An 18,063-nucleotide genomic window follows, 5' to 3' on the forward strand; every position below is an offset into this window, starting at 1 on the left:
ACTGTTAGCATACGCGCCTTCAATTTTCATTATTTTATTTAAGGAAGAAAAAATGTTTTTAAACAAATACAGCAATTACTTTTTAGGCTTATTACGCATTACTTCAGGTTATGCATTCGTATTACATGCTACAGCAAAATTTTGGGAATTCCCAATTTCCGTGACCGGCGGCAACGGTTCCGTTCAACTGGCATCCTTAATGGGTGTTGGTGGTGTGATTGAACTGGTTTTCGGTATCCTACTGATTTTAGGTTTGTTTACCCGCGTATCTGCGTTCTTACTCAGCGGTCAAATGGCGATAGCTTATTTCATGTTCCATGCTTCCCCATACCCACTCTTGAAAGACGGTGAACCGGCATTTTTATACTGCTTCATTTTCTTATACTTTGTTTTCACAGGCGCCGGTGCATTTGCATTAGATAATAAAATCGGTAAAAAATAACCTCTACAATATTTCGGCGAAAGGATTAGGCAACCCCTAATCCTTTTTTATTGCCGGAACTCAGCTAAATAAAATAAAGTGCGGTAGATATTCAAGTTGTTTTAAAAATGATACAAGGGATACAAGAATCGGATAAACGCAGACTCGCCAACACGTGATTTACATGCATAAATTAAATGGCATACCGCGCTAGAAAAAGAAGGAAATGATAAAAGCAAAAGACGCTAAGTTATTCACTTAGCGCCTTTTATGAATATGGCGGAGGAACTGGGATTCGAACCCAGGGAGGGTGTAAACCCTCGCCGGTTTTCAAGACCGGTGCCTTCAACCGCTCGACCATTCCTCCGAGGTTTGAGCGAGGTGAATAATACGAACTTTGCTACACCAAGTCAAGCGATTATTTCACCGCTTCCGCTTTAGTCGGTTCGGTATAAATATGGCTGATTGCGGTGTGGTGCCCTGCCGCGCCTTTACCGTAGAAATAATAACGGGATTCCTGCCATTCTTGCACCGGATAAGTCGTAATCGGTGTATCGGAAGGCTTCGCCAAAGTCGCTTCTGCTTTAGTGTGGGTTACTGCCGAGAATGTCCCTAGACGCCCGTTAAAAACATAAGTGCGGTCAGTTTCATCCATGAATTTCACATTATCAGAGACATCCATCGTTACAATCACTTCAGCTGTCGCTTCCATTGGAGCGGATACCACATTGTTATTTAAGCGTTGTAACGATGCTTGTACTTTTTTCTTAACGGAATCATTTGCCGGTTGGATAATAAATTCCGTTAATGGCTGAACATCATTTTTACTTTTTTCAACAATCATATCCAACGCCGGCATAGTGACAGTGATACTTTGCTCCGGTTCGCCTGCATCAGATTGATTTTGTTGCTCAAGAAGTTCATCAACAGATAAGAAGCTATTTTCTTTTGATTGAACGGACTGCCCCATGTCGATCCACACTTTACCGCTCGCTAATTCCGGTGAAGCCACTGCCGCAAATAATGGCATCGGCGATTTTTCTTGCGTATTGCGACGACGGCGCTGATTATTGACGCGCAAATGACGTGGCAAACGACGTTGACGTGAATTATCGCGCCCTTTATCGACTTCAGCATTATCATCAAGATCAATCACGTCCGTTACTACAATCTCTTCTTCCGCTTTTGGCTCAACAACGGTGTTTTCTGCAAATTGTGCTACTGTCGATTTAGAAGGCGGAACCTCATTCATTTCCTCTTCATTAAGACGCACTTTTTTGCGCAAATCACGACGTTGACGACGTTGTGTCGGTTCTACCCTTTCTTCGCTAACCGGTGTGGAAGCCTCAGAGTTAATCACCTCTTCAATTACTTCAGGTTTGCGATTACGTTTGGCATTACGCTCTTGATTGCGATTTCTGCTTTCAACTCTCTCAGCCTTTTCTGCAGTTTGCTCTTCAACCACATTTTCCGCATTGTCATTACGGTTACGGCGATTATTACGACGTTCCTGGTTACGTCGATTGCGATTATTGTTACTGTTTCTATTGTTATTACGCGTTTTCTTATTTTGCTCTTCCTGTTTCGGTTCGGAAGCAAATAAGCCTTTTAACGCCGCCAATAAACGGCTCAACAAAGACGGACCGCTTTGTTCTTTACGCTCAACAGGTTCCGGTGCCGGCATTGGAATGGATAAAGAAACCGCCGCACTTTCCACCACCGGCGTTTCCGCAGGTGTGGTGTCAATGTTACGGGAAATCAGGGATTCTTCAGCTACAAGGGTCTCATCTTGCCCCTGATGTAATCTGGCTAAGTTATAACTTAATTCATTAACCTCTTCCCCATCACGCACACGGAACACACTAAAGTGCGGTGTTTCCATAGCTTCATTCGGCACCACGAGAATATCCACAGTGTGGCGTTTTTCGATGCTATGAATGGCTTTCCGTTTTTCATTGAGTAAGTAAGACGCGATTTGTACCGGAACGATGGTGTGAACCTGTTTGGTATTTTCTTTTAACGCTTCTTCTTCCAATAAACGCAAAATGGAAAGGGAAAGTGACTCGTTATCACGGATTTTGCCGGTGCCTTGGCAGCGCGGGCAAACGTGGTGAGAGGATTCGCCTAATGACGGACTCAAACGCTGACGGGACATTTCCAACAACCCGAAACGGGAAATTCGGCTAATTTGAATACGCGCCCGATCCTGGCGCACCGCATCACGAACCCGATTTTCCACTTCACGCTGATGACGAACCGGCGTCATATCAATAAAGTCAATCACGATTAAACCGCCCAAGTCGCGCAAACGCAATTGACGGGCGATTTCATCGGCAGCTTCAAGGTTGGTGTTTAACGCGGTTTCTTCAATGTCGCCACCACGGGTGGAACGGGCGGAGTTAATATCAATGGCTGTTAAGGCTTCGGTCACATCAATAACAATAGAACCGCCGGAAGGCAACCGCACTTCACGTTGGAATGCCGATTCGATTTGCGACTCAATTTGATAATGGCTAAATAACGGCACTTCACCTTGGTATAATTTCACTCGATTAATGAAATCCGGACGAACCAATTTAATGTGCGCCTTGGCTTTTTCATAAACTTGCAGGCTATCAATCAGGATTTCACCAATATCGCGACGCAAATAATCGCGAATGGCACGCACGATAACATCACTTTCCTGATGAATTAAAAAAGGCGCCGGGCGGCTTTGAGACGCTTGTTTAATGGCTTCCCAATGATGCAACAGCACTTTCAAGTCCCATTGCAATTCTTCCGGGGATTTTCCCACGCCCGCGGTGCGTACGATTAATCCCACGCCTTCAGGCACATCCAAAGAACTCAACGCATCTTTTAACTCCAAACGCTCATCGCCTTCAATACGACGGGAAATCCCGCCGGCGCGCGGATTATTCGGCATAATCACCAAATAACTCCCTGCCAAGGAAACAAAGGTGGTCAGCGCCGCACCTTTATTACCGCGCTCTTCTTTGTTGACCTGAACAATGACTTCCTGCCCTTCCGAGATAATATCGCGAATATTCGGGCGGCCTTGATATACATAACCCGACGGAAAATATTCACGTGCAATTTCTTTCAACGGTAAAAAACCGTGACGTTCTGCACCGTAATCCACAAAAGCGGCTTCCAAACTCGGCTCAACCCGAGTAATTTTTCCCTTGTAAATATTGGCTTTTTTCTGTTCATGCCCCAGACTCTCAATGTCCAGGTCGAATAAGCGTTGCCCATCGACTAACGCAACGCGCAACTCTTCTTTTTGAGTCGCATTGATTAACATTCTTTTCATTCGTTTTCTCTTTTATAAAAAAGGGCGAACCCTAAAAAACTCCATCAAAATGGACCGCACTTTGCTTAGTAATCGACCTCGTGTCTGTCGCAGAATGTCCGTCTTCCCGACCGTCATCTGCTGGGTGCATTGACTACCTATTAAAATCAATCGAATGTCGAAATTTTAATAAAACAAAACCTGTTAGAAAAAATGGCCTGCAAGCCGACGTTCATTTTGACGCTAAAAAATCATTGACCTATCAATGTCTTATGCCGAATGCTGCATTATATCCCGTCAATGATAACGTATTTATTTTTAAGCGTTTTTTGCAACTTAAAAATGCTCGTTATTATCGCCCGAATAGGGATTTTTAGCAAGGTGGTTATCATAATTCGACGAATATTCTCCGCCACATTCAAACCCATGGCGCGATATGCTATGATGCGTGCCGAATTTTGTAACCGTGGCAATAAATAGACAAATATGAGTGAAAAAACCATCAACCCAAGTGTACAATTTTTAACTGTTAGCGACGATGAAGCCGGTCAACGACTGGATAATTTCTTACTGGCACGTTTAAAAGGTGTGCCGAAAAGCCTGATTTATCGTATTGTGCGCAAGGGCGAAGTACGGGTAAATAAAGCCAGAAGCAAACCGGAATATAAGCTACTGGCGGATGATGTGGTGCGCATTCCGCCCGTTCGCGTAGCAGAAAAAGCACAGGATACGATTTCCAATAAGCTCACCAAAGTTGCCCAACTGGAACAACACATCATCTTTGAAGACAATTATTTATTGGTGCTCAACAAGCCGTCCGGAATTGCCGTACATGGCGGCAGCGGGTTAGATTTCGGCGTCATTGAAGCTTTGCGTGCACTGCGTCCGGCAGCTCGTTTTTTAGAACTGGTTCATCGTTTAGATCGCGATACGTCGGGCATTTTATTGGTAGCAAAAAAACGTTCTGCTTTACGCAATCTGCACGAACAGCTGCGCGAAAAAACCGTGCAAAAAGATTATTTGGCACTCGTGCGCGGACAGTGGCAATCGCACTGCAAAGTGGTACAAGCGCCATTGCTGAAAAATGAACTTGCCGGTGGTGAGCGGATTGTGAAAGTGAGTGAACAAGGCAAACCCTCAGAAACCCGTTTTTCTGTGGAAGAACGCTATACCAATGCCACGCTAATCAAAGCCTCACCTGTCACCGGACGCACTCACCAAATTCGGGTGCATACCCAATATGCCGGTCACCCTATCGCATTCGATAGCAAATACGGTGATAAAGAATTTGATCAACACATGGTGGAATTAGGATTAAATCGCTTATTTTTACACGCCTACACCATTCGTTTTGAACATCCGCACAGTGGCGAAACGTTACGTTTAACCGCGCCATTAGAGGAAAAAATGAAAGGCATTCTGAAGCGTTTGCGTGAGAGGAAGTAAAAAAGTGCGGTCACAAAAAACAATGTTTTTTGAACATAGGTTCTGACAATGATGCCGAAGAGTGAATCAATCACTTCTGTGATTTATGAATAACTGCCCAAGCGTTTTAAAAACGCCGGAAAAACTAACCGCACTTTTAATGCGGTGGAACAAAAAACGCCGAGCACAATATACTCGGCGTTTTTATTCTGACTAAAATCAGATATTTTGGTTGATAAATGCGGCCAATTGATTTTTCGGTAAGGCGCCGACTTGGGTTGCTACCGGTTTGCCATCTTTAAATAATAATAGTGTCGGGACACTACGCACGCCGAACTGTGCAGGGGTGGCCTGGTTATCGTCAATATTGATTTTCACAATTTTCACTTTACCATCAAATTCCACCGCCAAATCATCAAGGATCGGGGCAATCATTTTGCACGGTCCGCACCATGTAGCCCAAAAGTCTAATAATACAGGGACCTCTGAATTTAAAACGTCTGCAACGAATGTTGCATCGCTGGAATGTAATACTTCGCTCATTTTTTTTCCTTTTGTTACTGTTGTGTACTAGTGTTTAATTTCCTGCGCATAATAGCATAGCGCTATGCGAATAACACAAATTATTTTAATTGTTAAAAGCTAAGAAGACAAAACTACATTATCGCAAGGTTTGCCTTTCCCAATAGCATAAATATTAGACAGGGTAACATCGGCAATGCTGGTTAGCGCCTCTTCCGTTAGAAATGCCTGATGGCCTGTTAATAACACATTGTGACAGGAAGATAAACGACGGAATACGTCATCCAGAATCACTTCATTGGATTTATCCTCAAAGAATAAATCCCTTTCGTTTTCATATACATCCATACCTAAAGCACCGATTTTACGCTGTTTCAACGCATCAATTGCCGCTTTAGTATCAATCAGCGTACCACGACTGGTGTTGATGATCATCACGCCGTCTTTCATTTTGGCAAAGGCTTCGCGATTCAGCAAATGATAGTTTTCCGGTGTTGCCGGGCAATGCAAGGTAATAACATGAGAACGTCGATAAATCTCATCCAGGCTGACATATTCTGCGCCTAACTCTTCCGCTGTCGGATTTTTGAATGGGTCAAAGGCTAAAATGTGCATACCGAAGCCTTTTAGAATACGCATGACCGCAACACCTATTTTACCTGTGCCGATAACACCGACGGTGCGACCATACATATTGAAACCGATCAGCCCTTCTAAGGAGAAGTTAGCTTCACGGGTGCGTTGGTAAGCGCGATGAATACGACGGTTTAACGTCATCATTAAGCCGACCGTATGTTCTGCCACCGCTTCCGGTGAATATGCCGGCACACGAACGACCGTCAAACCGAGTTCTTGGGCGGCTTTTAAATCTACATTATTAAAACCGGCGCAACGCAAGGCAATAATTTTTACTCCAAGTGCGGCGAGTTTTTCCAACACTTTTCTGCTTCCGTCATCATTCACGAAAATACATACGGCTTCACAATGTTCCGCCATTTTTGCCGTGCGCTCACTGAGCATGAAATCGTAAAATTCCAAATCCAAGCCGTATTTAGCATCAATTAACTCTAAATATTTTCGGTCATAACTTTTGGTGCTATATACTGCAACTTTCATTTTACCCTCCAAATATATTAAATTTATTTAAGCTGTGCAAACGCCTGTACCAGATCCGCTTTGATGTCTTCCACATTTTCCAAACCGACAGAGAAACGCAGCAGATTATTGGTGATACCGCGCGCAATGCGCTCTGCTTCCGGAATATCCATGTGGGTTTGAGTTGCCGGGTAAGTAATGAAACTTTCGGTACCGCCAAGGCTTTCGGCGAACGTAATCAATTTAATCGCCTTCAAGAACGTATTAACCCAACTTTCATCCTGCAGGCGGAAAGATAACATACCGCCTTTATTAGGATACAACACATCTTTCACTTGCGGTTGTTGACGCAAAAATTCGGCGATGGCTTTGGCATTTTCTTCATGACGCTGCATACGCAATGCCAAAGTTTTCATACCGCGAATGGTTAACCAGGAATCAAACGGCGATAACACCGGGCCCGCACCGTTTTGGATGTAAAACAGGCGATCACACAGTTCTTGCCCTTTAGCAACAATCAAACCGACTAAAACGTCATTATGCCCGGCAATATATTTGGTCCCGCTATGAATCACAATATCAGCCCCATGTTCCATCGGGCGGAATAACACCGGCGTGAGGAACGTATTATCGACAATAAGTAATAAATTGTGCTTTTTCGCCACCTTGGCAATGGCATCCACATCGCATTCTTCCATTAACGGATTGGAGGGAGTTTCAATAAAAACTGCTTTGGTGTTCGACGTAATCGCCCCTTCAATCGCCTGAACAGAAGCGGTATTCACATAAACCGGTTTGACGCCGTTGGTGTTTTTGTAACAAAAATCCAATAAACGATAAGTTCCACCATAAACATCACTGGATACAATCCACTCATCGGGTGACGTAAATAATGACATCAATAATTGAATTGCCGCCATGCCGGAAGAGCAGGCAAAACCGCGCTCGCCCTTTTCTAATTGGGCGATAGTCTCTTCTAACACAGCGCGAGTAGGATTTTTGGTTCGGGTATAATCAAAACCGGTACTTTCACCAATGCCATGGTGCCCGTAAGCGGTAGAAAGGAAAATTGGGGTGGAAACGGCGCCGGTGCGCTCGTCGGTGCGATTGCCGGCTTGGGCTAATAGGGTATCAATCGCATATTTTTGTGTCATAAATCCTCCACGAAACAACATATTTTTATACCGCACTTTTTATAAAAAATGTGCTTCATTCTGGCATAAACTCCCCCTTGATAAAAGGAAATTTTATAACGAATTGATTACACAAGCTAAAATTTAACCTCGGAATTTTTTAACCTTTTGTATTTTTTCGACAAACTCATCGTTTTTTTAATTGTTTGTTGACAGTTTTAGATAAGTCAGTAAAATGCACCGCACTAAAGACAAACGCGGGAATAGCTCAGTTGGTAGAGCACAACCTTGCCAAGGTTGGGGTCGCGAGTTCGAGCCTCGTTTCCCGCTCCAAAACTAACGGCGTGTTAGCAAAGCGGTTATGCACTGGATTGCAAATCCATGTAGCTCGGTTCGACTCCGGGACACGCCTCCATAACTCCCTACGCAGCTAGCCAGTCACTCAGCTCGAGTGGTGGAGTCGTGGGTATAAGGAATTGAAAAGATTTAATGTTTATAAAGCAAATGAACTCACAGTCAATCGCCATAAACTGACGGAGTAATAAACAAAGTTAATTTATATAGTTTTGCTTGTTTAAATCTTCTTAAACTTTAAAAATGGAATGGCTATAGAATATAAAACAGTGAAAATTTCATATATAAGGGTTATACTAGGTTTATAGAAATTCTTGAACTCCTTGCTTAGACAAATTTAAATAATGTAGCGAGAAATCTAATTTAAACTAATATGGATCAATCGTTAGACTTAGTATTTATTGAATATGTTCAACCCTATTTATTCAAATTGAAAAAGTTTACTTAATAATGATGGAGAAAGTTCTTCATATTCTGATTTTAGTTTAGAGAGTTTAAACGCAGTATCCTTAAACCGGTTTTAAAAGATCCCGGTCAGTATTCTAATATGATTGTTAGCATTAAAACAAAAGGTCGTCCTGTTAGATAATTGATCTTTATATTGCCTTATTGATGGCATTATCTCTAAATACCGTCCTAACTTGTAATAACAAAAGATTGCTATTTAATGGTCCCTGAAATTTTATTAGCTTGCTCAACAATAGTTCACATTGAAACACTTCACGCATTAATTCAAACAGAAAGCTCATATAATCCTTATGCTATCGCAGTAGTAAATGATATTCCTCTTGCTCAACAGCCTAAAACACTCCAAGAAGCAGAATTAGTCATAGATGAACTTGAAGCTAAAAAAATAAATTATTCGGTTGGATTGGGACAAGTGAACAAAGGGAATTTTGCAAAATATGGTGTAACAGGTAAACAACTATTAGATAGTTGCACTAATATCAAAGTGAGTGAAAAAATTCTGTCTGCATGCTATGCCAAATCACCAAATAAATCGGTTGCAGAGGCGTTGAGTTGTTATTACGCAGGGAATTTCTCTTATGGCTTTGTACGGGAGGGTAAAAACGGTCTGGCTACCTCTTACGTTGAAAGGGTAATAGGAAACGTCAAAGACAAGGAAGAAATCATCGTGCCAAGCATTAAATCCGAAATACCCCAAGCACTTGCCAAGGTACGGGAACCAAAATTCAAAGCGCAAAAGAAAAAGGCTGATAAGCAGCGGCAACCTGTAACGGTATTTTCAACAAATACTATTTTTAATCAATCAGGAAGATTGATTAAAAACAGACCTAAAAACATAGCAACGGCACGTATTGTTGTGAATTACAAAGATGCTAAAAAAATTGAGTTTGTCAAAAATTTTACTATTCGTATGAGCTACGAATATAACCCTTCTTTAGGTTTAGAACTTGCCGAACGCATAAATAACCCTATGGGTTTTTTTGTAACCAGTTATCAACGAGTTCAGGAATCACTATGATGAAAAAGTCGATTTTATTATTGATGTTCGGTGTTGCCGTTTCTTTCAATGCTTCTGCTTTAGATACACCAAAGTCTTCACATTACGACCAACGGATGCAATACATTAATTATAATCCTAATGATGTGGTTGAAATTCGCACTAAAAATGGCTTTGTAACAGCGGTTACTTTTGCGGAAGATGAAGAAGTCACAGATATTGCAAGCGGATTTTCTGATGGTTGGGAGGTGAAAGATAACAAAAATAATATCTATATTAAGCCTAAAGCGGTACAGCAGGATTCTGCATTTTTCGATCCTAAGGTGGGTGAATGGGATACCAATCTTCTTATTGCGACCAATAAACGTACTTATGCTTTCGATTTGAAATTAGTGGAAGAATTGAAAGATGTGAGTGCATATTTCATGAAATTTGCTTATCCAACAGAAGAACAGCTGGCCCGTCAACGTGAGGAAGCGCAAAAACGCAAAGTGCGGGCAGAAGCACAAGCAAAAATTCGGCGTGAGCTTGAAGAGAAAGAGGTTAATGCCACGCTTGATAAATTTACCATACCGAAAAACTGGGATTACACGATGAAAGTAGGGAAAGATAGTCGTGAAATCGCACCTCGGTTTGTTTATGATGACGGTATTCGCACTTATATCGGTTTTGATACCACAAACGCGATCCCGGCGGTTTTCTATTACCAGGGTGAAACGGAAATGATGTCAAATCTTAATCCTAAAATGCAGGGGCAATATACTGTTTTAATCGTTCACAAAACAGCCCACCGTTTTATTTTAAGAAGTGGTGATCAGGTGGTTGGTATCATCAATCACGGATTCGGTAAAAATCCAAATTCATCTGTAGTAACGACTAATCAAGGCGTAATTCGTCAAGTGAAATAGGAGAATTAAAATGACAAAAAGAAATTTACTTGACGACGATAATGATTTAGAAAGTCAAATTCGTAGAGAGCTTGAAGAGCAAAATGCAAGAAATAATCCAAATAATGAACCAAAAGAAAATATTTCGTTCGGTGATAAAGAATCCGGTTTTGTTCAAAATAATCGTGTTTCAAGTGCTATAAAAGATAAGAAAAAACCGGTCAACCGCCGTGCGGGGTTGTTGCTTATCTTATTTGCATTACTTTTATTCGGGGTATTCGTTTTACCTAAATTAGTTAGCTCGTTCAAAACAGAAGAAGTGGAAGCGCCAACACAGGAGGTTAAGTCTGTTTCTCAAACCTATCGTAAACCGGAACCTATTGAAGAAACCAAGGTGTTTACGTTTGATGAACAAGAGCCGCAAGAGGAATTGTTAGGGGCGGAGCCTGTTACTACATCAATACAGCAAAAACTGATTAAATCGGCAAGTGCGATGATGGTAAAACCGCTTTGTTTTGCAGCATCAATATCCTGCGCGTTGGCGGCTAAAATACGCTCCTGTTCCAACTCCAATTACTCGGCAATGATTGTCAAGGCTTGATTTTTTTCCCGTTGAGAAAGTTGGGAAAGCGGCTTGTTTTGCCTGTTCTCCCATTTCAATTAAATTCACGGACATTTTCTCTCCTATTTGTTTTTTACGGTAATTTATCGTCTTTATGGTGCTTTGAAATATCCTGTTCCTGATAATCAAAAATTGGCAGTCCCCATTCAAAATGAATTGCCAATAAGCGGGTGATAAATCCCACGATTAAGGTCACAATAATGACAAGATTCTGATCGATATTTAAGTGTTGCAAGCCAATATAAATCGCCGTCGCCAATAAAGCGACACTGGCATACAATTCTTTCTGGAACACGAGCGGAATGCGGTTACACAGTAAATCGCGCAATACGCCGCCGAATGCGCCGGTGATGATCGCCGCAATAATGGCAATTGTCGTGCCATGCCCCATATCCAAGGCGATTTGGGCGCCAATAATGGAAAACACAATTAAACCGACCGCATCCAGCACCAAGAAAATAGTTTGAAAATAACGCATAAAATGCCGAATAAAAGGGGCAATAACCACGGTCAACACCGCCGCAGATGCCACAATAATAAAATATTCGGGGTGCTTCACCCAACCCAGCGGATAATGCCCTAACAACACATCGCGCACCGAGCCGCCACCAATTGCCGTCATGCTGGCGATAATAATCACGCCGAAAATATCCATCTTCTCCCGCCCGGCGGCAAGGGCACCGGTAATAGCTTCGGCGGTAATGCCGATAATATAAAGAATGCTGAGCAGCATAAGGTTCCTTAAAAGTGCGGTTAGTTTTCACGTTATTTTAGAGAGAGAAACGGCAAAATGCTATGTTTTAGATCATAACTTTATGTGGCTTGGTGCAGATAAAAAACGCCCGGATTTTTAACCGCACTTTTTACGTCTGACTTTTGACCGCCTGTTGGAATTCTTGCATAATGCACGGCGATTCTATTTTTGTTCATGCTTAGGAAATATGATGTCCGAACAACAACCTAAATTTTTAACCGCACTTTCTTCTTTGGCGCCCATTCTATTTTTACTGGTTATTGATATATTCACCCTGTGGTTACAAGCGCAATCCAAGGCGGTTTCTCATTTAGCGCTCGGTGTGCTGACAGCGCAACTGATTTGTCTGGTGGTATTCATTAAAGGCGAAATTTGTAACGGGCAACGTTCCCGTTTAAGTCGGGCTAACCTTTATTTTACGCTTTTTTGGCTGGTTTGGTTTCTGCTTAGTTTTTGGTCGAATTATCACTATATCTTAACGGATTTTGTCAGTGTTTGTGGTTTGGCAATGGCACTGACTACCTGGAAACAACCGCAGGAAGACGAATTGCGTCACGGATTGTTAAAAATGGCGGGATTAATCGGCTTACTGGGCACAACCTGTTATGCCATTACGTTATTTAACGACGTAAACCTGATTCAATTTAACCCGTTGGCACAAATGCTGTTAGGCGTTATTTTAGCCAATCTGATGCTGGTTATTGCGCGCAACCGCTTACAACAATTTATTGCATTATTGATTTTATGTATGGTGGCATTCCTTGCGCTAAACGCCATTTTCGTCGCGACAGCTTTATTCCATTTATACCAACAAAGTGCGGTCGTTTTTGCCAATGAATTTGCGTTGCTGCTCTACTTTGCTTTGCATGTTGTTATGGCGTTAATTCTTGGGCTGCACGTTTTCAAAAAATGGACACTATCCTATAACACGCTGTTTATTTTATTTCTGATTGCCGCCAGTTTGCCGCTCTGGGTAAATTTTGCTTATGTGGCATAAGCACATATAAATAAAGGGTTATTTTTTATTTATCAGTAAATTAAATAAAATGGAGTGAGTGAAATAATATGAATGAAAAATAATTTCGGATAAAAATATTTCATAAAAAAAATCCCCTCTCAAATTAAAAATCTGAAAGGGGAAATGTGATTTGATAATTATTACGATCTGTAAAAAGGTAATTTAACATGCTATCTCTATAAAAAATATTCCAGATAATATTCAAAAAAACGATATTTTTTCCAACCGCACTTTAATCTTACTTATTGGTCTTTAAAATCACGCATTAACTGTTCAGCTTTTTTCACCATTTCTTTGGAGCCAATAAAAAGCGGAACCCGTTGGTGTAATGCAGTCGGCTGAATATCTAAAATTCGGTTATAGCCGTCACTCGCCACACCACCAGCCTGTTCAGCCAGGAATGCCATTGGATTGCCTTCGTACAACAAGCGTAATTTACCGTTCGGGTAGTTGGTGGCACTTGGGTAAATGTAGATTCCACCTTTTAACATATTGCGATGGAAGTCGGAAACCAAGGAACCTATATAACGGGAAGTATAAGGACGTTGGGTTTCTTTGTCTTCCTCTTGGCAGTATTTTAGATATTTTTTCACGCCCATCGGGAATTTGAGGTATTGCCCTTCATTAATGGAATAAATTTTGCCGGTTTGCGGAATTTGGATATTTTCGTGGGAAAGACAAAATACACCAAGGGACGGATCGTAGGTAAAACCATTTACGCCGTGCCCGGTGGTATAAACCAACATAGTGGAGGAACCATACACGATGTAACCCGCCGCCACTTGGCGATTACCCGGTTGCATGAAATCTTCGAGGGTAACCGGTGTACCAACGGGCGATACACGGCGATAAATAGAAAAAATCGTGCCGACCGCCACATTAACATCAATGTTAGAAGAACCATCCAATGGATCCGTTAAAATAACATATTTCGCGTTACGACCGCGTTCCGTATCAAAAGCAATGAAATTTTCCTCTTCTTCAGACGCAAAGCCTGCCACTTCCTCACGGCTCATTAGGGCCTGTTTCATCGTATTATGAGCAAATAAATCCAATTTCATTTGCGCTTCACCCTGCACGTTTTGCACGCCTGAATTACCGATAATGTCATTGGTTAACCCCGCTTTATTAATGTCACGATGAACCACTTTTGCCACGAGGCGAATAGAAGATAAAATCCCGCTCAATTCTCCTTTAGCATGTGGGTATTCCGCTTGTTTTTCTACGATAAATTGACCTAATGTTTTCATCTTTTATTCCTTAACTTCATTAATGAATTTACTCAATTCTGAACTTATTTTATTATAACAGCTTCAATTTTGAATGATTAAAGAGATTCCTATTTCTGTGATTCACAACACATTTTTATTGGAAACAGAAATAAACCGGTATATAAAAGGACTCAACATGACAACCAAACATCTTCATATTCTCGGCATTTGCGGCACATTTATGGGCGGCATTGCGATGATCGCCAAGCAAATGGGCTATCATGTAACAGGCTCCGACACCAACGTTTACCCACCAATGAGCACTTTTCTTGCCGAAAATCACATTGAAATCATACCGCACTTTGAGCCAAGCCAGTTACAACCAGCGCCGGATATGGTCATCGTGGGAAATGCCATGAAACGCGGCAATCCCTGCATCGAGTATATGTTAGCAAATAACATTCCTTACACGTCCGGTCCGCAATGGTTGCACGATCATTTATTACGGGATCGCTGGGTTTTGGCAGTTTCCGGCACACACGGCAAAACCACGACCACCGGCATGCTAACTTGGATTTTGGAACAAAACGGTTTGCAACCGGGCTTTTTAATTGGCGGTATTGCAGGCAATTTCGGTATTTCCGCACGCTTAGGGCAAAGCCCGTATTTTGTTATTGAAGCGGATGAATACGATACGGCGTTTTTTGATAAACGATCCAAATTTGTACATTACAATCCGCGTATACTGATTATTAATAATATCGGCTTCGATCACGCGGATATTTTCGACGATCTAAACGCGATTCAGCGCCAATTCCATCACATGATCCGCACCATTCCAAACAATGGACGCATTCTCTCCTTTGCCGGTGAAGAAAGCGTACAACAAACCTTGGCGATGGGCTGCTGGTCGGAATGTCAGTACGTAGGCAAAGATCAGGAATGGTATGCCGAACGCATTAAACATGATTGTACGGAGTTTGCCGTTTACCATAAAGGTGAAAAAATCACGGAAGTGCATTGGAATATCGTAGGTGAACACAATATGCGTAACGGTTTGATGGCAATTGCGGCAGCGAATCATGCCGGTGTGAGCATTGAAAATGCCTGCGCGACGTTAGGATCCTTTATTAATGCGAAACGCCGTTTGGAAGTGAAAGGCAATGTTCATGGCATCACCGTTTATGATGATTTCGCCCATCACCCCACCGAAATACAGGCAACATTGACCGCACTTCGCGATAAAGTCGGGCAAAATGCGCGTATTCTGGCGGTGTTAGAGCCGCGTTCCAACACCATGAAAATGGGGGTACATAAAGATGAAATCGCACCAGCGTTAAAGCTGGCCGATGCGGTATTTCTATTCCAACCGGAAACTATTCTATGGAAAGTGGCGGATATTGCCGCACAATTAACACAACCAGCGTATGACAGTGATAATTTGGACACCTTCGTCGATCTGATTGTCGCCGAAACTAAACCGACAGATCACATTTTAGTGATGTCAAACGGCAGTTTCGGTGGTATTCACCAAAAACTTTTAGAGGCGCTACAGAAGAAAAGCGTTTAGGTTTAGTTTATAAAGAGAAGAAAAAAGGCATTCGCAAAAACGAATGCCTTTCTTTTAGAATCTGGTTGCGGGGGCCGGATTTGAACCGACGACCTTCGGGTTATGAGCCCGACGAGCTACCAAGCTGCTCCACCCCGCGTTAGAGGGCGCTAACTATACCCGTTTGAAAATGAATTGCAAGTTTAAATGTAAAAATAATGTTTATTTGTTACAAAAATAAACGATATGCCGTTTTTTTCAACAAAATACTTCTTCCCAAAAACATTGTTTTTTATGACCGCACTTTTATGGCGTTCAACGTGAATTTCATATTCATCCGCTACAAATTGGTGTAAAATTCACCCTTTGTGTTTTACCCATTTTACTTTTAGGACGTTATATGCTATTCAACCGCACTTCTTTTTATAAATTTCTCACGCTTTCCGCTATTGCGGTATTAACGGCATGTTCCTCCAATTCTAATAAACCTGCAGCCGGACAAACAACAGCCCAAAATACATTGGACATCGATCCGCAAAAATTCGGCGCAATTTATAACGGACGGACTTATCAGCAATCCATTTTTATGCCGGTGAGCCAAATTGAAAACAAAAGTGCGGTGGTAAATCAGGGTGATTTTTTAACCCAACTGTCAAATATAAATAATTATTCCGCTAAATTGAGCAGCAGCTTCGCCCCGCTTTACAACAAAGTAACCGCTTGGGTACTCGCCGGTGCCAATACCGGTGAATTAACTAATTTCGGTATCCAAAGCCAAGTGATGAAAGGCTTCGACGGCTATCAAAATGTACTCATGACGGGCTATTATTCCCCGGTGATTCATGCCCGTCGCACCCAACAAGGCAAATTTAACCAACCGATTTATGCACTTCCTTCGAAAAAACGTTTCTCCCGTGCCGAAATTTATGCCGGTGCATTGAGAGGTAAAGGTTTGGAATTGGCGTACAGCGATTCTATGATCGACAACTTTCTGCTGGGCGTGCAAGGCAGTGGTTATGTGGATTTTGGTGAAGGCAATTTGAATTATTTCGCTTACGCAGGACAAAACGGCTACCAATATGCGGCGGTCGGTCGCCTGCTGGTGGAAGACGGTGAAATTCCGAAAGAAAAAATGTCTATTCAGGCAATTCGCGATTGGGCGAATGCCAACCCTTCACGGGTGCAAAGCCTGTTAGAGCGCAACCCCTCTTATGTTTTCTTTAAAAATGATCCGTACGGAAAAGTAAAAGGTGCGGCAGGCGTGCCTTTGGTGCCGATGGCGTCCGTGGCGTCCGACCGCGGTGTGATTCCATTGGGTAGCGTGTTGCTGGTGGAGGTGCCGCAAATAGATAATGACGGCAACTGGACAGGGCAACATCAGTTACACCTCATGGTTGCGCTGGATGTGGGCGGTGCCGTGAACGGACACCATTTCGATTTATATCGCGGTATCGGCGATCAGGCGGGACATATTGCCGGCTTGTCGAAACATTACGGTCGCGTTTGGGTGTTACGTTAATGGCGCACATTGACAACTATGAACAACGCTTTGGCGGTATCGGCCGTTTATATGGCGCCGATGCTTTAGCGCGCTTGCGTAAAACGCACATTTGCGTAATCGGTATCGGCGGCGTCGGTTCCTGGGCGGTGGAAGCTCTCGCCCGTTCCGGCATCGGCAAGATTACGATGATTGATATGGATGATATTTGTGTTACCAATATTAATCGCCAGATTCATGCCTTGAGCGGTAATATCGGGCAACTCAAAACCGACATTATGCGGCAGCGGATCAGATTGATTAATCCCGAATGTGCAGTCAATATCATTGATGACTTTCTTTCTAGCGAAAATCTAGCCCAATACCTTCACAATAATCACGATTATATCATTGACGCTATTGATCAAGTGAAAACCAAAGCGGCGTTAATCGCTTATTGTAAACGGCACAAAATCAATATTATTACCATTGGAGGGGCAGGCGGACAAACGGATCCGAGCCAAATTCAGATTGCCGATTTAAGCCGAACCATTCAAGATCCGTTGCTGGCAAAAGTGCGGTCGGTTTTACGCAAGGATTATCATTTCACGCAAAATCCGAAACGCAAATTTTCCATTGATGCGGTATTCTCTAGCCAACCGCTGATTTTCCCTCAGGTCGGCGATAGCTGTGCCACTTCCGCAACCATGAATTGCGCCAATGGTTTTGGTGCGGCGACCATGATTACCGCCACATTCGGCTTTTTTGCCGTTTCCCGTGTTATTGATAAATTATTACAGAAAAATAATTAACTTATTTTTTAAAATAAAAAAAGATAGCA

General features: G+C 42.4%; 15 protein-coding genes and 4 tRNA genes. 11 read left to right on the forward strand and 8 right to left on the reverse strand.

Going from position 1 to position 18,063, the window contains the following annotated elements; all coding sequences use genetic code 11:
- Positions 1-52 precede the first annotated feature (52 nt).
- On the forward strand, positions 53-442 hold the full coding sequence (locus tag LIN98_RS10015) for a DoxX family protein (RefSeq protein WP_005539808.1): 390 nt from the start codon (positions 53-55) through the stop codon (positions 440-442).
- A gap of 256 nt (positions 443-698) precedes the next feature.
- Here the strand turns inward: LIN98_RS10015 and LIN98_RS10020 are convergent.
- Both LIN98_RS10020 and rne read right to left on the reverse strand, forming a co-directional pair.
- A tRNA-Ser gene (locus LIN98_RS10020) sits at positions 699-788 on the reverse strand.
- 51 nt (positions 789-839) lie between these two features.
- Positions 840-3,731: a ribonuclease E gene (gene rne / locus LIN98_RS10025; protein ID WP_005568297.1), complete on the reverse strand. Its 2,892-nt coding sequence runs from the start codon at positions 3,729-3,731 to the stop codon at positions 840-842.
- Positions 3,732-4,196: 465 nt separating this feature from the next.
- Here rne and rluC point away from each other — a divergent pair, with 465 nt between their 5' ends.
- Positions 4,197-5,156, forward strand: coding sequence for a 23S rRNA pseudouridine(955/2504/2580) synthase RluC (gene rluC / locus LIN98_RS10030; protein WP_014167382.1), 960 nt, complete (start codon positions 4,197-4,199; stop codon positions 5,154-5,156).
- 198 nt (positions 5,157-5,354) lie between these two features.
- Here rluC and trxA read toward each other — a convergent pair whose 3' ends face one another.
- From trxA to LIN98_RS10045, 3 genes are all read right to left on the reverse strand, one after another.
- Positions 5,355-5,678: a thioredoxin gene (gene trxA, locus LIN98_RS10035; protein ID WP_005550389.1), complete on the reverse strand. Its 324-nt coding sequence runs from the start codon at positions 5,676-5,678 to the stop codon at positions 5,355-5,357.
- A 99-nt stretch (positions 5,679-5,777) separates the two neighbouring features.
- On the reverse strand, positions 5,778-6,773 hold the full coding sequence (locus LIN98_RS10040; RefSeq protein ID WP_005545502.1) for a 2-hydroxyacid dehydrogenase: 996 nt from the start codon (positions 6,771-6,773) through the stop codon (positions 5,778-5,780).
- A gap of 23 nt (positions 6,774-6,796) precedes the next feature.
- Positions 6,797-7,906 (reverse strand): methionine biosynthesis PLP-dependent protein, encoded by a 1,110-nt coding sequence (locus tag LIN98_RS10045; RefSeq protein WP_005568301.1) that lies wholly within the window; start codon positions 7,904-7,906, stop codon positions 6,797-6,799.
- 236 nt (positions 7,907-8,142) lie between these two features.
- On the opposite strand from LIN98_RS10045, the gene LIN98_RS10050 reads away from it, so the two are divergent.
- The 5 genes from LIN98_RS10050 to LIN98_RS10070 all read left to right on the forward strand — a co-directional run bounded on the left by LIN98_RS10050 (position 8,143) and on the right by LIN98_RS10070 (position 11,192).
- A tRNA-Gly gene (locus tag LIN98_RS10050) sits at positions 8,143-8,218 on the forward strand.
- An 8-nt stretch (positions 8,219-8,226) separates the two neighbouring features.
- Positions 8,227-8,300: transfer RNA gene (locus LIN98_RS10055), tRNA-Cys, on the forward strand.
- A 606-nt stretch (positions 8,301-8,906) separates the two neighbouring features.
- Positions 8,907-9,725, forward strand: a complete 819-nt coding sequence (locus tag LIN98_RS10060) for a VirB8/TrbF family protein (protein ID WP_148333008.1) — start codon at positions 8,907-8,909, stop codon at positions 9,723-9,725.
- Positions 9,722-10,612, forward strand: a complete 891-nt coding sequence (gene virB9 / locus LIN98_RS10065) for a P-type conjugative transfer protein VirB9 (RefSeq protein ID WP_005568307.1) — start codon at positions 9,722-9,724, stop codon at positions 10,610-10,612. Before LIN98_RS10060 ends, virB9 begins: the two co-directional genes overlap by 4 nt.
- Before the next feature lie 10 nt (positions 10,613-10,622).
- Complete coding sequence (locus tag LIN98_RS10070; RefSeq protein WP_231098004.1) at positions 10,623-11,192, forward strand: hypothetical protein; 570 nt, start codon at positions 10,623-10,625, stop codon at positions 11,190-11,192.
- A gap of 94 nt (positions 11,193-11,286) precedes the next feature.
- Here the strand turns inward: LIN98_RS10070 and LIN98_RS10075 are convergent, their stop codons facing one another.
- A complete protein-coding gene (locus tag LIN98_RS10075; protein ID WP_005568310.1) occupies positions 11,287-11,946 on the reverse strand; it encodes a trimeric intracellular cation channel family protein in 660 nt (219 codons plus the stop codon).
- Positions 11,947-12,157: 211 nt separating this feature from the next.
- On the opposite strand from LIN98_RS10075, the gene LIN98_RS10080 reads away from it, so the two are divergent.
- The gene (locus tag LIN98_RS10080) at positions 12,158-12,964 is read left to right on the forward strand and encodes a hypothetical protein (protein WP_005590009.1); all 807 of its coding nucleotides are present in this window, start codon (positions 12,158-12,160) and stop codon (positions 12,962-12,964) included.
- A 263-nt stretch (positions 12,965-13,227) separates the two neighbouring features.
- Here LIN98_RS10080 and fbp read toward each other — a convergent pair whose 3' ends face one another.
- Positions 13,228-14,235, reverse strand: a complete 1,008-nt coding sequence (gene fbp, locus LIN98_RS10085) for a class 1 fructose-bisphosphatase (protein ID WP_005541070.1) — start codon at positions 14,233-14,235, stop codon at positions 13,228-13,230.
- A gap of 157 nt (positions 14,236-14,392) precedes the next feature.
- On the opposite strand from fbp, the gene mpl reads away from it, so the two are divergent.
- Positions 14,393-15,766, forward strand: a complete 1,374-nt coding sequence (gene mpl / locus LIN98_RS10090; RefSeq protein WP_014167391.1) for a UDP-N-acetylmuramate:L-alanyl-gamma-D-glutamyl-meso-diaminopimelate ligase — start codon at positions 14,393-14,395, stop codon at positions 15,764-15,766.
- Positions 15,767-15,828: 62 nt separating this feature from the next.
- Here the strand turns inward: mpl and LIN98_RS10095 are convergent.
- Positions 15,829-15,905, reverse strand: a tRNA-Met gene (locus LIN98_RS10095).
- A gap of 240 nt (positions 15,906-16,145) precedes the next feature.
- Between LIN98_RS10095 and mltA the strand changes: the two genes are divergently transcribed.
- Both mltA and tcdA read left to right on the forward strand, forming a co-directional pair.
- Positions 16,146-17,264 carry a murein transglycosylase A gene (gene mltA, locus LIN98_RS10100; RefSeq protein WP_005567357.1) on the forward strand — a complete coding sequence of 373 codons (1,119 nt, stop codon included), beginning with the start codon at positions 16,146-16,148 and terminating at the stop codon, positions 17,262-17,264.
- Complete coding sequence (gene tcdA, locus LIN98_RS10105; protein ID WP_005548259.1) at positions 17,264-18,034, forward strand: tRNA cyclic N6-threonylcarbamoyladenosine(37) synthase TcdA; 771 nt, start codon at positions 17,264-17,266, stop codon at positions 18,032-18,034. The genes mltA and tcdA overlap by 1 nt, the downstream gene beginning before the upstream one ends.
- The last annotated feature ends 29 nt before the right edge of the window (positions 18,035-18,063 follow it).

This window comes from Aggregatibacter actinomycetemcomitans (assembly GCF_023518055.1).
GTDB lineage: Bacteria > Pseudomonadota > Gammaproteobacteria > Enterobacterales > Pasteurellaceae > Aggregatibacter > Aggregatibacter actinomycetemcomitans.

Coding starts and splice junctions, on each gene's coding strand:
- LIN98_RS10015 (WP_005539808.1), top strand. CDS start 53: ATGTTTTTAAACAAATACAGCAATTACTTTTTAGGCTTATTACGCATT.
- rne (WP_005568297.1), bottom strand. CDS start 3,731: ATGAAAAGAATGTTAATCAATGCGACTCAAAAAGAAGAGTTGCGCGTT.
- rluC (WP_014167382.1), top strand. CDS start 4,197: ATGAGTGAAAAAACCATCAACCCAAGTGTACAATTTTTAACTGTTAGC.
- trxA (WP_005550389.1), bottom strand. CDS start 5,678: ATGAGCGAAGTATTACATTCCAGCGATGCAACATTCGTTGCAGACGTT.
- LIN98_RS10040 (WP_005545502.1), bottom strand. CDS start 6,773: ATGAAAGTTGCAGTATATAGCACCAAAAGTTATGACCGAAAATATTTA.
- LIN98_RS10045 (WP_005568301.1), bottom strand. CDS start 7,906: ATGACACAAAAATATGCGATTGATACCCTATTAGCCCAAGCCGGCAAT.
- LIN98_RS10060 (WP_148333008.1), top strand. CDS start 8,907: ATGGTCCCTGAAATTTTATTAGCTTGCTCAACAATAGTTCACATTGAA.
- virB9 (WP_005568307.1), top strand. CDS start 9,722: ATGATGAAAAAGTCGATTTTATTATTGATGTTCGGTGTTGCCGTTTCT.
- LIN98_RS10070 (WP_231098004.1), top strand. CDS start 10,623: ATGACAAAAAGAAATTTACTTGACGACGATAATGATTTAGAAAGTCAA.
- LIN98_RS10075 (WP_005568310.1), bottom strand. CDS start 11,946: ATGCTGCTCAGCATTCTTTATATTATCGGCATTACCGCCGAAGCTATT.
- LIN98_RS10080 (WP_005590009.1), top strand. CDS start 12,158: ATGTCCGAACAACAACCTAAATTTTTAACCGCACTTTCTTCTTTGGCG.
- fbp (WP_005541070.1), bottom strand. CDS start 14,235: ATGAAAACATTAGGTCAATTTATCGTAGAAAAACAAGCGGAATACCCA.
- mpl (WP_014167391.1), top strand. CDS start 14,393: ATGACAACCAAACATCTTCATATTCTCGGCATTTGCGGCACATTTATG.
- mltA (WP_005567357.1), top strand. CDS start 16,146: ATGCTATTCAACCGCACTTCTTTTTATAAATTTCTCACGCTTTCCGCT.
- tcdA (WP_005548259.1), top strand. CDS start 17,264: ATGGCGCACATTGACAACTATGAACAACGCTTTGGCGGTATCGGCCGT.